This window comes from Fredinandcohnia quinoae, from assembly GCF_022427965.1.
Classification (GTDB): Bacteria; Bacillota; Bacilli; order Bacillales; family Bacillaceae_L; genus Ferdinandcohnia; species Ferdinandcohnia quinoae.
The window spans coordinates 44,227-58,077 of the sequence record NZ_JAKTTI010000015.1 but is presented as its reverse complement, the minus strand read 5'-3'; the positions used below and the strand labels follow the sequence as shown (position 1 = coordinate 58,077).

Annotated in this window: 21 protein-coding genes and 1 riboswitch; of the genes, 14 read left to right on the top strand and 7 right to left on the bottom strand. The window is 34.8% G+C overall.

The window, feature by feature from the left end:
* Positions 1-264: 264 nt before the first annotated feature.
* The gene (locus tag MJG50_RS11005) at positions 265-963 is read left to right on the top strand and encodes a Crp/Fnr family transcriptional regulator (protein WP_240255718.1); all 699 of its coding nucleotides are present in this window, start codon (positions 265-267) and stop codon (positions 961-963) included.
* Positions 964-1,029: 66 nt separating this feature from the next.
* On the opposite strand, the gene MJG50_RS11000 is transcribed toward MJG50_RS11005, so the two are convergent.
* From MJG50_RS11000 to MJG50_RS10985, 4 genes are all read right to left on the bottom strand, one after another.
* Positions 1,030-2,157 (bottom strand): TIGR04053 family radical SAM/SPASM domain-containing protein, encoded by a 1,128-nt coding sequence (locus MJG50_RS11000; protein WP_240255716.1) that lies wholly within the window; start codon positions 2,155-2,157, stop codon positions 1,030-1,032.
* A 123-nt stretch (positions 2,158-2,280) separates the two neighbouring features.
* Positions 2,281-2,559: a DUF5316 domain-containing protein gene (locus tag MJG50_RS10995; protein ID WP_240255714.1), complete on the bottom strand. Its 279-nt coding sequence runs from the start codon at positions 2,557-2,559 to the stop codon at positions 2,281-2,283.
* A gap of 303 nt (positions 2,560-2,862) precedes the next feature.
* Positions 2,863-3,471 carry a molybdenum cofactor guanylyltransferase gene (locus tag MJG50_RS10990; protein ID WP_240255712.1) on the bottom strand — a complete coding sequence of 203 codons (609 nt, stop codon included), beginning with the start codon at positions 3,469-3,471 and terminating at the stop codon, positions 2,863-2,865.
* 83 nt (positions 3,472-3,554) lie between these two features.
* Positions 3,555-3,785 (bottom strand): DUF2249 domain-containing protein, encoded by a 231-nt coding sequence (locus MJG50_RS10985; RefSeq protein ID WP_240255710.1) that lies wholly within the window; start codon positions 3,783-3,785, stop codon positions 3,555-3,557.
* Positions 3,786-3,933: 148 nt separating this feature from the next.
* Here MJG50_RS10985 and MJG50_RS22155 point away from each other — a divergent pair, with 148 nt between their 5' ends.
* From MJG50_RS22155 to MJG50_RS10940, 10 genes are all read left to right on the top strand, one after another.
* Positions 3,934-4,068 carry a hypothetical protein gene (locus MJG50_RS22155; protein ID WP_275695582.1) on the top strand — a complete coding sequence of 45 codons (135 nt, stop codon included), beginning with the start codon at positions 3,934-3,936 and terminating at the stop codon, positions 4,066-4,068.
* Between the two features lie 250 nt (positions 4,069-4,318).
* A complete protein-coding gene (locus tag MJG50_RS10980) occupies positions 4,319-5,008 on the top strand; it encodes a Crp/Fnr family transcriptional regulator (RefSeq protein WP_240255708.1) in 690 nt (229 codons plus the stop codon).
* Positions 5,009-5,088: 80 nt separating this feature from the next.
* On the top strand, positions 5,089-5,340 hold the full coding sequence (locus MJG50_RS10975; protein ID WP_240255706.1) for a DUF2249 domain-containing protein: 252 nt from the start codon (positions 5,089-5,091) through the stop codon (positions 5,338-5,340).
* A complete protein-coding gene (locus MJG50_RS10970) occupies positions 5,337-5,543 on the top strand; it encodes a DUF2249 domain-containing protein (RefSeq protein ID WP_240255704.1) in 207 nt (68 codons plus the stop codon). The genes MJG50_RS10975 and MJG50_RS10970 overlap by 4 nt, the downstream gene beginning before the upstream one ends.
* Positions 5,544-5,555: 12 nt before the next feature.
* Entirely contained in the window at positions 5,556-6,797 is a 1,242-nt protein-coding gene (locus MJG50_RS10965) for a hypothetical protein (protein ID WP_240255702.1), read from the top strand.
* 17 nt (positions 6,798-6,814) lie between these two features.
* Positions 6,815-7,117 (top strand): metal-sulfur cluster assembly factor, encoded by a 303-nt coding sequence (locus MJG50_RS10960; protein ID WP_240255700.1) that lies wholly within the window; start codon positions 6,815-6,817, stop codon positions 7,115-7,117.
* 73 nt (positions 7,118-7,190) lie between these two features.
* Positions 7,191-7,499, top strand: coding sequence for a metal-sulfur cluster assembly factor (locus MJG50_RS10955; protein WP_240255698.1), 309 nt, complete (start codon positions 7,191-7,193; stop codon positions 7,497-7,499).
* A gap of 205 nt (positions 7,500-7,704) precedes the next feature.
* The gene (locus MJG50_RS10950) at positions 7,705-8,526 is read left to right on the top strand and encodes a Cof-type HAD-IIB family hydrolase (protein ID WP_275695581.1); all 822 of its coding nucleotides are present in this window, start codon (positions 7,705-7,707) and stop codon (positions 8,524-8,526) included.
* 136 nt (positions 8,527-8,662) lie between these two features.
* Complete coding sequence (locus MJG50_RS10945; protein WP_240255696.1) at positions 8,663-8,812, top strand: competence protein; 150 nt, start codon at positions 8,663-8,665, stop codon at positions 8,810-8,812.
* Positions 8,813-8,814: 2 nt separating this feature from the next.
* The gene (locus tag MJG50_RS10940; protein WP_240255694.1) at positions 8,815-9,012 is read left to right on the top strand and encodes a DUF3813 domain-containing protein; all 198 of its coding nucleotides are present in this window, start codon (positions 8,815-8,817) and stop codon (positions 9,010-9,012) included.
* A gap of 95 nt (positions 9,013-9,107) precedes the next feature.
* On the opposite strand, the gene MJG50_RS10935 is transcribed toward MJG50_RS10940, so the two are convergent.
* The gene (locus tag MJG50_RS10935) at positions 9,108-9,962 is read right to left on the bottom strand and encodes a BsuPI-related putative proteinase inhibitor (RefSeq protein WP_240255692.1); all 855 of its coding nucleotides are present in this window, start codon (positions 9,960-9,962) and stop codon (positions 9,108-9,110) included.
* A 47-nt stretch (positions 9,963-10,009) separates the two neighbouring features.
* Positions 10,010-10,852, bottom strand: coding sequence for a YitT family protein (locus MJG50_RS10930; RefSeq protein ID WP_240255690.1), 843 nt, complete (start codon positions 10,850-10,852; stop codon positions 10,010-10,012).
* Between the two features lie 168 nt (positions 10,853-11,020).
* On the opposite strand from MJG50_RS10930, the gene MJG50_RS10925 reads away from it, so the two are divergent.
* Both MJG50_RS10925 and MJG50_RS10920 read left to right on the top strand, forming a co-directional pair.
* Entirely contained in the window at positions 11,021-11,884 is an 864-nt protein-coding gene (locus tag MJG50_RS10925; RefSeq protein ID WP_240255688.1) for a DegV family protein, read from the top strand.
* Between the two features lie 65 nt (positions 11,885-11,949).
* A complete protein-coding gene (locus MJG50_RS10920; RefSeq protein ID WP_240255686.1) occupies positions 11,950-12,081 on the top strand; it encodes a DUF3941 domain-containing protein in 132 nt (43 codons plus the stop codon).
* A gap of 29 nt (positions 12,082-12,110) precedes the next feature.
* Here MJG50_RS10920 and MJG50_RS10915 read toward each other — a convergent pair whose 3' ends face one another.
* Positions 12,111-12,971 carry a CvfB family protein gene (locus MJG50_RS10915; RefSeq protein ID WP_240255684.1) on the bottom strand — a complete coding sequence of 287 codons (861 nt, stop codon included), beginning with the start codon at positions 12,969-12,971 and terminating at the stop codon, positions 12,111-12,113.
* A gap of 144 nt (positions 12,972-13,115) precedes the next feature.
* Between MJG50_RS10915 and MJG50_RS10910 the strand changes: the two genes are divergently transcribed.
* Positions 13,116-13,607 (top strand): YajQ family cyclic di-GMP-binding protein, encoded by a 492-nt coding sequence (locus tag MJG50_RS10910; protein ID WP_240255683.1) that lies wholly within the window; start codon positions 13,116-13,118, stop codon positions 13,605-13,607.
* A 96-nt stretch (positions 13,608-13,703) separates the two neighbouring features.
* Positions 13,704-13,817: riboswitch (SAM riboswitch) on the top strand.
* The last annotated feature ends 34 nt before the right edge of the window (positions 13,818-13,851 follow it).

The window sequence follows — 13,851 nt, the reverse complement described above, 5'->3', positions numbered from 1 at the left end:
ATCCTGTACAAAATCTTACATGATTTAGGAAAATCAAATCTGTATGAAACATCACATTTTGTCAAAAACCCAACATAAACTAAGAAGGTTTATCATAATTGTTAGAAATTGTTCATAACTACGTTTTTACTTGCTATCTCAATGATTTAGGTACTTTTTACTACTATCACTGTGATAAATTGCATATTACATACATTGACTATCAATATATTATCAATTTAAATCAAACTATAGCGTCAATATAGATGGAAAAGGGTGATACAAATGGTTCAATTAAATAAAGCCCCCATTTCAACGGAACTAACAGAACTATTAAAGTCAGCTAATGAGGTAATGAGAGTAAGAAAAACTTGTTATTTATTTCAGGAAGGAATGGAAGCAAAAGAGCTTTATCTTATATTATCTGGAAGAGTAAAAGTAAGTAAGGTTACTGCAGAGGGGCAAGAATTATCTCTACGAATTGCCAGCCAAGATGAAATTGTTGGAGAATTAACATTGTTCACTGACAACCCTAAATATCTTTTTAATTGTGTCGTTTTAGAAGATTGTGAGGTAGCAATAATTAAAAAAGATGACTTAGAAAAAAAGCTATTTAAAGATAATAAGCTGGCTTTCGAATTTATGAAATGGATGAGTGATCATTTCCGAAAAACTCAAACAAAATTTAGGGATCTTGTTTTACTAGGTAAAAAAGGAGCTTTGTATTCTACTTTGATAAGAATGACAAATAGCTATGGAGTTCCTACCGAAAGAGGGATTCTCATTAATCTACGCCTAACTAATCAAGAGCTCGCTAACTTTTGTGCGACAACTAGAGAAAGTGTTAATCGAATGCTAACAGAACTTCGTAACTTAGGGATTATTTCAGTTGCAAAAGGGAAAATAACAGTCCATGATTTGGATTATATTAAGAAGGAAATTAACTGTGAAGGATGTCCTGTTAAATATTGTAGTATTGAATAGGAAAAGCGCTGGAGCTAGACATAATCGAAAAGCTACTAGAAATTTTTCTAGTAGCCTTCCCTTACATTAATTTGCTAGCTTTTTTTCTTTTTTACGAAGAGCTTCAGGTATATACACACAGAACGGTTCACTTTCCATGTAATCTCCTGTCATCGCAAATGCACGCGAACGTGATCCTCCACATACATGACGGAACTCACAAACTCCACATTTACCTTTATACTTATCAGGATTTCGTAGATCTTGGAAGATTGGAGAATTTCTGTAGATGTCTGACAATGGTGTATCTCTAACATTCCCCGCTTTTACTGGTAAAAGTCCACTTGGATAGACATCACCAATATGTGAGATAAATACAAACCCATTTCCATCATTTACTCCTTTTGGAGCCCTTCCTAAGCCATCAATTTGACCTGTCTTCCCTTTCATTAATGCATCTTCATATTTAATTTTTGATTGTTCCTCCTTCGTTTCACGCATTTTTGATTGAATAACAACGCGACGGTAGTGCTGGGCTGCTGTAGTTTTAATATCAAACTTCACTCGCTTACTTAATTCATAAAGCCATCTGAAAACCTGCTCATGCTCTAATGGTGAAATCATATCGGAATCTTTGCCACGTCCAGTTGGTACAAGGAAGAACACACTCCAAAGAACACAATCAAGGTCTTCCACAAGCTTCGCCATTTCTTCAAGCACATGTACATTATATCTAGAAATTACTGTATTAATTTGAATTGGTATTTCGAGTTCGTGTAAATACTTAATCGCATTCATCGTTAAATCGAAGGATCCTTGTGTCCCGCGGAAGTGATCATGGATTTCTGCAGTTGGACCATCCAAACTAAATGCCCAACGTGCCAAGCCTACTTCCTTCGCTTTTTCAATTGCTTCTTTTGTAACATTTGGTGTAGCACTTGGCGTCATCGATACTCGAACACCTTTTTTGATTGCATATTCTGCGATATCATAAACATCCGGCCTCATTAAAGGATCGCCACCAGTAAATACAAGCATCGGATTGTCCATTTCATAAATATCATCTATTAATTTCCTTCCTTCATTAAAAGAAAGTTCTCTTGGATCTCTTGTATATTGTGCTTCTGCACGACAATGCAAGCATTTTAATTGGCACGCTCTTGTTAATTCCCATATAACGATAAATGGATTTTCATTATAATCTCTTTCAAACATGGGAAAACCTCCTTATCCTTGATGAGCACATTTTAGCACTACAGCAAAATAAAATATGTGAGTCTCATCACAGAAAGGAGAGATATTCGAATAACGTTCACAAATGGAAAAGTAAATTGAGGCTTACAAATATTTGATTGTTAATAGAAGAGCAACAATCAAATTAGGGGCTCCAATGAGGGAAAAAATAAATAACCAACGATTTCTCATCAAACGGTCACTTTTCGTTTCTGTTGCAAAATTAGCTCTAATTCGATCACCACTAATGAATGAACCCGAAAGGATACCAGCAATTAATAAAAAAACAATTCCTGAAATACCTGAAATAACGGAGTATTGCTCATATTCTTGTGTGGATAGGCCCATTATTAGTAGGAAACCCGAGGAAAGAAGGCCAAGCAAAAGTCCTATCTTCAGAAATATCCCTCCTTTTTTGCAGTTCCTATTACGATTATATTAGTGATTTTCACGGTTTATGATTATAGGGATGTATGATGGTGACTTATATCTCTGTACAAAAAAACACCTGTAGAAATTCGTTCTACAGGTTAAGTATGCTTTTCCTTTGCATACTTTAAAAGTGAGGAAACATTTCCAACCTTTACTAGTGGAATAAGGATTTTCTTGTAAAAGTCCATCCTCCTTCCAATCAGGTTGACCCTACAAGATTATATAATTTAATAATAGATTATGATGTGAACTCTATCACAATGAGTCTTTTTTTAATTTTTTATATTCTTCTTGATTATTAATATTGTGAAATTCGGTTCCACCAAGGCTTAAATCTTCTTCGGATACAAATAGAACCGAACAAGAGGCTAATAAATCTTGCATCCTGAATTTTTTTTCAATAAGTAATTTTTCAATATGATCTTTTAATCTAGAATGATAGACTGCAATAAGTGGTTGAGCTCGTCCATCTACGATAGGAACTACAGCATCTATTTGCGGGTCGATGAAGGAAATAAGTTGCTTAATAAGTCCTGTAGTAACTTGAGGTGTATCACAGGGTAATACGACATACCAATCAGATTCATCTATCGACATTGTCGCAAGGATGCCTGCCAACGGGCCATTCCCTTGGTATTCTTGGGGATCCTCTATTACGGTTACTAATTTATTTTTAATAAATCTTGCTTTTATTGACGGGTGGCTAACGATGAAAATATTGTCAACATTCTTTTGGAGTGAATTAATAGCATGTTTGTAAAAATACTCATTATTAAACTTTGCGAATGCTTTCGGGCTTCCAAACCTTCTAGACTCGCCTCCTGCTAGGATGATACCAGTTATTTTAGTTAATGTGGCAACCAATGCGATTTCTCCTTCAATGACGTTTTCGTACCATTATTATACTAAAAAAGAGGACGGATACACACCCGCCCTCATAGTTTTACTTATTTCTTCCCAATCGCTACTCTCCACACTTCCGGGCCTTCTTCAAGGTATTCCCAAGTAAATTGGTCGTTGCGTTCCATCATAAATTGATATTGAAGTGGTCTTGGATCGTGGTCATTAACTAATTCCAAAAACTCACCTGAATTTATACTATCAAATGTTCTAAATATTGTAGGATGCTTATCCTTTGGTGCATAATCAGGTACATTTACTTTTGCTGCGAATTCCATTTTTCATTCCTCCTAATGTGTTTATGGGTACATTTTACCTAGTAGATGAAAAAAATGTAGTGAACCACGTCACATCATCAATATGTTTTTAATCATATATCTGAAAATTATGAGATAATGAAGAAAATAAATAAAGAGGTGATTTCATTTGAAAGAACTAGTCGGTACATGTTCAGGGTGTGGAAAAGAGATTTATTGCCTAGAAGGCTTTTTTAATGGTGTCGTTTCAGATGATAAAAAGACGATAAAATGTTTTGATTGTGCAGAGGAAGAGGAAAAATAAAGGAACATGTGAAGGAAGGGACACCCCTCCTTTCACGTTTCTAGCAATATTATTTCAACTCCCATTTTAATTAACCCCACTTTTTAGTTTTATTCATACAAACATTTCCCCTTTTATTTTGTGACCATTTTGTGAAACCAGTCACACACTACCAAAAGAGTATGATTTAAATCACAGCCTATTTCTCTCATATTGATACAATTTTATGTAGATGAAAATGTTTCTCAGGAGAGAATAGGAGTGAACATATATGATTAATCAATTAATCCGGGCTCAATTAAAGGAGGTACCGATTTTTAAGGAGCTTACGCCAGAAGAGCTTGAACCTTTTGTGGATATCTCACAATCACGCTTGTATAAGCAGAAAATGCTTGTATTTATGCAAGAGGATCCTTTAGATCGTGTCTTCTTTATTCAATCGGGTAAGGTGAAAATTTACAAAACCGATATGCATGGTAAAGAACAAATTATTTCTGTCCTTGAAGCTGGAGAAATGTTTCCTCATGCAGGTTTCTTCCGCAAAGGTGGTTACCCTGCACATGCAGAAATTATTGAAGATGCGACATTAATTGTTACACCCATTGATCAATTCGAAGAAATTTTAATTAAATATCCTGAGCTGTGTATAAAGCTCTTTAAAGTACTAGGTGAAAAGATAATCGACCTACAAAAACGCCTTGAAGAGCAAATTCTACATAATACATATGAACAGATTATTATGCTTCTTCTGCGATTATGTAGGACAAATGGTGTTAAAGCTAATGATCGTTATAAGCTGACGACCCATTTTACAAATCGTGAATTGGCAAATATGATTGGAACTTCACGTGAAACGATTAGTCGAACTATAAGTATTTTAAAGAAGAAGGGATTTGTTGATTTTACCGATGATGGATTTTATCTGCTGGATCATATGAGGTTGCATGACGAAATTTTTTAACTACTCGTGATACAAATCACATAATATTATATTGAAAATGATTATCATTAATATATAGAAACAATTTAGGAGGTATGATGATGAATCAATCAGAAGGAAAAGTAGTAGAATTAGATGTTCGCGAGGATCTTAAAAATAAACTTGAGCCTTTTCAAAAAATCATGGAGGCAGTTAAATCCTTAAAGCCTGGTGACACATTCATTCTTCATGCACCATTTAAGCCAACACCATTATTTGCGGTTTTAAAAGCAAAAGGTTTTACACATGAGTCTGAACAAATTGAGAAAAAACATTGGAAGGTTACCTTTTTCAAACGGGGTGACCAAGCATGATTTTAGATAACCGAGGACTTGAACCCCCTCAACCGATGATGAGAACATTAACAACACTTGAGAAATTAAATAAAGGTGAAACACTAACAATAATTAATGATAGAAGACCGATGTTTTTGTATGAACACCTAGATGATTTGGGTTGTACTTATACAACAACACCGAATCCTGATGGCAGCTTTCAAATTGATATTACGAAATAAGGTGTTACTAACATGATGCCTTCGATTTCAAATGAAACAAATATCAAGCTGCCGTTATCATTTATCATTTTTAGTCTTATTGCCTTTTGTGCTTCTCAAGTGATTCTACTTTTCAATGGTCATTTAATTGTAGAAGAATATTTTCGTTCACCAGCGATATTGTCTGCAGTTCATTTATTAGTCCTTGGTTGGGCTTTGATGGTAGCAATGGGAGCCATGTATCAGCTCGTACCTGTAGCTTTTTTAACACCAATTTGGAGTGAAACGTTCGGTTTCTTCCAGTTCGGTATAAGTGCAATTGGGATTGCTGGATTTGCGATTACTTTATCTTTTTCATTTAAATTAGCTGCGATCACAGGTATTATTGCTGTACTTGGAATATTGTTATTTATTTTTCAAATGTTCATGACAATGAAAAAGCAAGCTAAGAAGAATATTTTAACACTTTTAGTAGGCAGTGCTCTGGCTTGTCTTTTGATTACGATAACACTTGGGATTCTTTTAGCAGTTAATATGGGTATGGGACTTACAGATTTCAATCATATCGTAGTGTTAAAATCCCATATTTTATTAGGAATCACCGGCTGGTTTACCCTTTTAATTTTTGGATTTTCCTATAAGATGGTTCCAATGTTTTCACTAGCACATGGTTTTTCTATGAAGCCAAGTAAATGGGTATATATCGTGTATGTAGCAGGTCTTGTTGTCTCAATTATTAGCTTTATAACTGAGGAAACATACCTCTTTCAAATAGGATTAAGTATTCTATTTATAGGATTTTCAATATTCTCATATCACATTTATTTAATCATTAAGGCAAGGCTGAAGAAAAAACTTGATAAGCCATTTACCTTTTCACTGTATGCAATTAGTTTTGGTCTTGTCATACATGGACTTGCAATGGTACTTTCATTCTTTCCAGGTCATTATCGATTTTTTGGTTTACTTATTTACCTTTATATATTCTGCTGGATTGTCTGTAGTATTCTTGGATATTTGTATAAAATTATTCCATTTCTTTGGTGGACACATCGTTATAGCAAGGAAATTGGAAAAAGCAATGTACCCACCTTAAAGCAATTGATTGATGAAAAACTGGCATATCCGATTTTCTATAGCTTTCTGTTTGGTGTTCTAATTGTTCTAGTGTCAATCTTCACTGGGCAATTGCTTATTTTCACCATCGGTCAAGGGCTAGTACTAGTTGCTACATTCGTTTTTAGTTATACAGTCATTAATGTTTTAAGGAAATAAAAAAGGAGGAATGTCAGATGGAATTACGTGACCAAATTATTGAACAATTAAAGCAAGTAATTGATCCTGAGTTAAATATTAATGTAGTTGACTTAGGACTTATATATGAAATTGATATTAGAGACAATAAAGATGTTTTTATCGAAATGACATTAACAACACCAGGATGTCCTTTGCACGATAGCATTACTAGTGGTGTCAAACATGCTGTTTCTTATCTTGATGAAGTAAATGATGTTGAAGTAATCATTGTATGGCAGCCTGCTTGGTCACCTGAAAAGATGTCCCCTGAAGCAATGCAGCAATTAAGAGGTTATTAAGCCAGGTTATTTCACTTTATAAACATGATTCGGTATACTAGAAATAAGCTAATCCTTGAAAGGAGTGTTCAAAATGGACAAAGCGTTAGAAGAAAATATAATGGGTGCATTGGAGCAAGTTAATGACCCTGAATTAGGGATTGATATTGTAAATTTAGGACTGGTCTACGGTGTGGAAATGGATGATGAAGGGATTGTAACAGTAACAATGACTTTAACATCAATGGGCTGTCCACTTGCTGGTACGATTGCTGCAGATGTAAAACATGTTCTTACTGACTTACCTGAAATCAAAGGTGTAGATGTTAATATCGTTTGGAGTCCTCCTTGGTCAAAAGAAATGATGAGTCGTTATGCGAAGATTGCTTTAGGAATTAGATAAACAAAAAGACGTGTAAGCTATTAAATGATAGCTTACACGTTTTTTTATTACAAGTAAAGTAAGGTAATCAATACTTTATCTAAGTAAAAATTTCCTTTTCATTTGACGATTTTTTCGTTTAATGTTTAAGTTAGATTATAAATTGTTTGATTAGTGAATAGCATTTTTAACATGAGAGGGAAAAAACTGGGGTGAAGGAGATATTATGACGAAACAGCATATTATAGCACTTGACTTAGATGGAACATTATTGAAGGATGATAAGACTATTTCAGCTAAATCAAAAGAGGTTCTTTTGAAAGCGAAGCAGGAAGGTCATATTGTCATGATTGCAACTGGACGTCCTTTTCGTTCAAGCGCGATGTATTATCAAGAGCTTGGGCTAACTACTCCGATTGTAAATTTTAATGGTGCATTTGTACACCATCCATTAGATGAGGGTTGGGGAACATACCACACTCCAATGGATCTTAAGATTGTTAAAGACATTGTTGAGGTAAGCGAAGAATTTCGTGTAAAAAATATATGTGCTGAAGTAATTGATGAAGTATATTTCCATTACCATGATGAATCATTACTTGATGTATTTAGTATGGGAACACCGAATATTGAAACTGGGGATTTACGAAGAATCCTAAAAAGTGATCCTACTTCAATTTTAATCCATCCAGATGAGGAAGTAGCTCAAAAGATTCGAAAGTATTTATCAGATGTACATGCTGAAGTAATTGATCATCGCAAATGGGGTGCACCATGGCATGTCATTGAGCTTGTAAAAAGTGGATTGAATAAGGCAGTTGGAATTCAGAGGGTAGCAAAACATTATAATATCCCTGCGGAACGAATTATTGCTTTTGGTGATGAGGATAATGATTTTGAAATGATTGAGTATGCTGGCCATGGAATCGCGATGGGAAATGCAATTGATCAGTTAAAAAATATTGCAAATCAAGTGACACTTTCTAATGAAGAGGATGGAATTGCTCTCTACTTGGAAGAAGTTTTAAAACTAAATAAAGCATTATAATGGGAGAACTGGTGAAAGCCAGTTCTTTTTTTCAGAAATAATTACCGTTATAAATGTTTCTTTTTGTTATAGACTATGTAATGACGCAATGTTATAAGCGTCCTTTAATGCTGTTAATATGAGGAGGTAATTACGGATGGGTAGTAATAAATCAAAGCGATTTGTTCATCAAGGTGCTGATGCAGTTCAACAACATGCACAACGCTTTCCGTACCGTTCTACTTTAGCAGAGGCAGAAGAGAAAAAAATGAAAAATGTTGAAAAGTCCTCTTTAGGGGGAGTTTAAAAATGGGTAATATGTTATTCCAAAAGGCCCGAGAAACGGTAGCAATTGCTAAACAGGCAGTGAATGGACAAGGAAACACTTCACCTGATGATGCTATTTCCGTAGCCAAAAATGCTCTTTCTTCTGCATATGCAAACTCAACAACAGCTGAAAAAGTTCAACTACGCGAACTACAAAATAAACTAGATCAACTTCAATAGTTAGAAATGCACAGGAGCTTTGTCTAGCCGTAAAACTTTATAGGTTCTTACCATTTAATAAAAAACTAGGCACCATTGTAAAATGGTGCCTATCTTTATTGAAATCGTTGCAATAGAGCGTTGTAAGAGTTGATAATTGAGCCGTCTTTTGCGCTTTTTTCGTAGAGATGAATGATTAATGCACCATTTTCAGGCAATTTTTCCTTAGGGATTGATATTTCTATTTTAAATTCTGCCCATGCAGGAGCACCTTCACTTGCCATTTGGGCAGTTTCATTAATAATATAATCATGACCATCTTCTACTGTATACAAAAAGCTAGCTTCAAAAACCCTTGCCTCTCCTGTTACAATATATTCACCATTCTCACCGCTAACCTCTACATTTCGGAATGCATTATTACCAACCGGAATCGTAAAAGTCGCATTACTTGATTGCAAATCATTTGAAGCAACCTTCTGCTCATTTACTTGCGAAGCGGTTACTTTTGCACTTATTTTATATTCTCCAGCTGGCAATCGTTCTCCATCATTTGTCGTATAGTCCCATTTTTCAACCCAACTTTCTTCAGTTCCGGCTTTTAATTCTATTTCTTCGAGTACTTGAACAAATGATTTATCGATTGAATAGCTATATACTTCATGACCTGCTTCATTTGTAATAACAAAGTCAAATTTTTGTCCCGAAGGAAAAATGATATTAACTGAATTCTCACTTGTATTTTTTAATGTAATTATTATATTAGCTTCGCTTTCGTTAGGCTCTATTTCCACATTTGTTTCAAGCTTTTCAATAGGATTCTCCACTAAACCTGGTTCCTTATCATCTATCGGTTGTTCTTTTGTAATGTCTTCCCCACTATTAACAGGCTTTACCTCTTTAGCCCCACATCCAGAAAATATAAAAATAGTCATGATTGATAGTAATAATAAAAATAATTTTTGTTTCATTAATGTCACCCCTTTACTCATTTGTCGATTTCAAAGCAAAAAAGTTTCTACTCCTTCCGAAAAAATCCGAAAACACCCATCGATTGGATTACGTTTGTAAAAGCATTTGGGTCAACTTCCTTTATCACTCGTTCTAAATCATATAATTCATATCTTGTGATTACAATCATTAACATATCTTTACTCTCATTCGAATAGGCGCCCTTCGCTGGCAGCATTGTAATTCCTCGCACAAGCTTTTCATGGATAGCCTTTTTCAATTCATCTGCCTTTTTCGTAATAATCATTGCTGTTAATTTCACATGTCGTGTATGGATCATATCAATGACTCTTGTCGAAGCATATAGTGCAACTAGTGTATATAATGCCTTTTCCCACCCATAAAGTAGACCTGCAGATAAAATAATGACCGCATTTAACGAGAAAAAATACGTACCAATTGGTCGATCCTTGACTCGCGAAAGAACCATTGCTATGATATCAAGACCTCCTGTTGAAGCACCCCATTTTAATGTAAGTCCGATACCTACAGCTTGAATGACCCCACCAAATACTGCATTCAATAAAATATCATCAGAGACTTTTTCAAGTGGGATAATACCCATAAATACAGTTGTCAAAGCGACAGAAAGAAAGCTATATAATGTGAATGATTTACCAACTTTCATCCAGCCTAAAATAGCTACTGGTATATTCAATAATAGCAATAATATACCGGTTGAAATAAAGATAGGACTGAATTCCTCAAGAACCCTCGATAGCAACTGTGCAATTCCAGTAAAACCACCTGAATATACATCAGCTGGGATTAAAAATAAATTTAAACCTAGTGCATTTAATAAAGCCCCAACGATAACAATTATTACTTTTTTCGTTTCAGACAAGATCATAAGTCATTCCTCCTGGAATATCTTTCATGTTTAATCTACCCTGAAATAGTTTCAATTAAAAGTTGATATTATTATAAAACTCTTTTTATTGTATTTTTTATCATTACTAGATACACTTACGTTAGATATAACAGTTGAAATGATAAAATTTAAAAAGTAGGTGAAAAAATGACTGTTAAAATTCTTACAGATAGTGGAAGTGATTTGCCATTGCAGTTCTTTAATGATGGAAATGTAACTTTGATTCCACTAGTAGTAAACCTAGACGGACAGGCATATGAGGACCTTACCTCGATTCAACCAAAAGAAGTATATGATGCGATGAGAAATGGCAAGGCACCAACGACTTCACAAGTATCGCCAGCACGATTCAAAGAACTTTTTACCAACTTGGCTAAGGAAAATCAACCAGCAATTTATATCGCTTTTTCATCGGAACTTTCTGGTACTTATCAAACAGCGGTGATGATGAAAACAGAGGTTGAAGAAGAATTTCAAAATTTGGACCTTACCATAATTGACACAAAATGTGCATCATTGGGTGAGGGCTTAGTTGTGAAGGCGGCTGCTGAGTTAGCTGCAAAAGGCGGCACGAAAGAAGAAATTATTGAATTAGTAAAATTTTACAGCACTCATATGGAACATATTTTTACTGTTGATAATCTCGAATATTTAGCACGTGGTGGCAGAATTAGTAAAGCTTCCGCATTTGTTGGTGGGTTACTTAATATTAAGCCGATTTTAAATGTTGAAGATGGAAAACTAATCCCTCTTGAAAAAATCCGCGGGAAAAAGAAGGTAAATAAACGAATTCTTGAAATTATGGAGGAACGCGGTGTAGACCTTTCGAAACAAACAATTGGAATTAGCCATGGGGATGTCGAAGACGAAGCACTTGAATTAAAGAGACTATTTGAAGAAAAGTTTGGATGTAAATCAGTCTATATTAATTATGTTGGGGCAGTCATAGGTTCACATTCCGGGCCAGGGACAATCGCGATCTTCTTTTTAAATAAATTGCCAAGCAACTAAGATTACATAGTTTGAACATGACTGGAAATGCTAACATTTGAAAGCATGAAAAGGAGTGTTCTAATATGCCACATACGAGTGATAATGATAAAAAAGCGCAAGATAATAACGCACTTCGACATGAGAAAAATATGATGCGCGAAAAAAACCGGCAAAACGGTAAGCATCAATACTCTAAAAAAACAGATCATAAATGATAAAAAGATACCCGATTCGGGTATCTTTTTTATTCCTTCTTAAAATATGTCCAGCCTTCCTCTTGATACACTTTGCCTACCTTCATTAGATTTCCAAGCGCACGTTTGAAAGCTGATTTGCTCATGTTAAATCGTATTTTTATTTCTTCAGCATCACTTTTGTCCCAATATGGCATTGCTCCACCACGGCTTTCCATATATGAGTAAATCTGCTCTGCATCATCGCCTATCACCTCGTGGCCGCGTGCAAGTAATGAAACATTAACAGAACCATCTTCCTTCACATCAATAATTCGACCCTGTACCTTTTCACCTAAGCGTGGCTCACGCTTACGCTGACTTTCGTGGATAAAACCAATATACCCTTCATCACTGATGATAAAAGAACCAACCAATAGCAGCCGGTACACTGTTCCAGTTATATTTTTATTATAATCTTTTCTTTCCGCATTTTTGGAAATAGTACGAATGACATCTTCGGTTGCAAGCCTTCCAAAAAGACGACCATTTTTATCAGTTTTTAATGAACAATATAAGCGATCCCCTTGTTCAGGCCAAAGATCCCAAATTTCATGAAGGTCATCCTTTGAAACAAGAATATCCTTATTTATTCCGATATTGACAAACACACCTAACTCACGCTTCACTTCCACGACTTCCACCCAATCATATGCATTAAGCTGGGCAGTTGGTATCTTCATAGAAGCAGCAAGCCTTCCTTGATGATCCTGAAATAAGAATACTGTCAATTCATCACCTAGATCAAATTCCTCAGTAATCTCATTATTATGTAATAAAACATCTTCTTCACCATTTGTTAAAAAATATCCAAATGGTGCTTCTCGATCGACATCTAACGTAACAACCGTTCCCGGTATTAATTCATTCATCTTATAAAACCCTTCCTTCATGTTCTATGCTTAATAAACTATACCACATAACCTTTTTATAAGTGAAATCTGTTTTGGTATAAGTTGTTCTATCTGTAGTATTTTACTATAATTAAAATAAATATATATTTTTGGAGGTAGCCAATGTCTAAAGAAAGCTCATTTGATATTGTTTCAAAGGTCGAAATGCCAGAAGTAACAAATGCAATTAGTATTGCAATGAAGGAAATTAAAACTCGTTATGATTTTAAAGGTAGTAAAAGTGATATTTCCCTTGATAAGGAAGAACTTGTCCTTGTGTCTGATGACGAGTATAAGCTGGAACAATTAAAGGACGTATTGATTAGCAAGATGATTAAGCGTGGGGTTGCAACGAAAAATCTTGACTACGGAAAAGTTGAAAATGCTTCTGGTGGAACAGTTCGTCAACGCGCCAAGCTAGTTCAAGGAATCGATAAAGATAATGCAAAAAAAATAAACACAATTATTAAAAATAGTGGTCTGAAGGTAAAAAGTCAGATCCAAGATGATCAAATACGTGTTACAGCTAAGAGTAGAGATGATTTACAACAAATCATTTCAGCTGTCCGTGAAGCAGACCTTTCAGTGGATGTTCAATTTATTAATTATCGATAATTTTACATTAATTAAATAATTCTATTGATTTTCTAGCTACTTACCGTTAGTATTTAATACAATATAACTTTACAGTAATAAAAACTAAATAACATATTCTTATCAAGAGAAGCTGAGGGACTGGCCCTATGACGCTTCAGCCCCCTGACATCATTCATGATCGAACAGGTGCTAATTCCAGCGAATTCCTTGAAATTCGGAAGATAAGAAGAAGCATATACATTAATAGCCTTCTTCTTAAGAA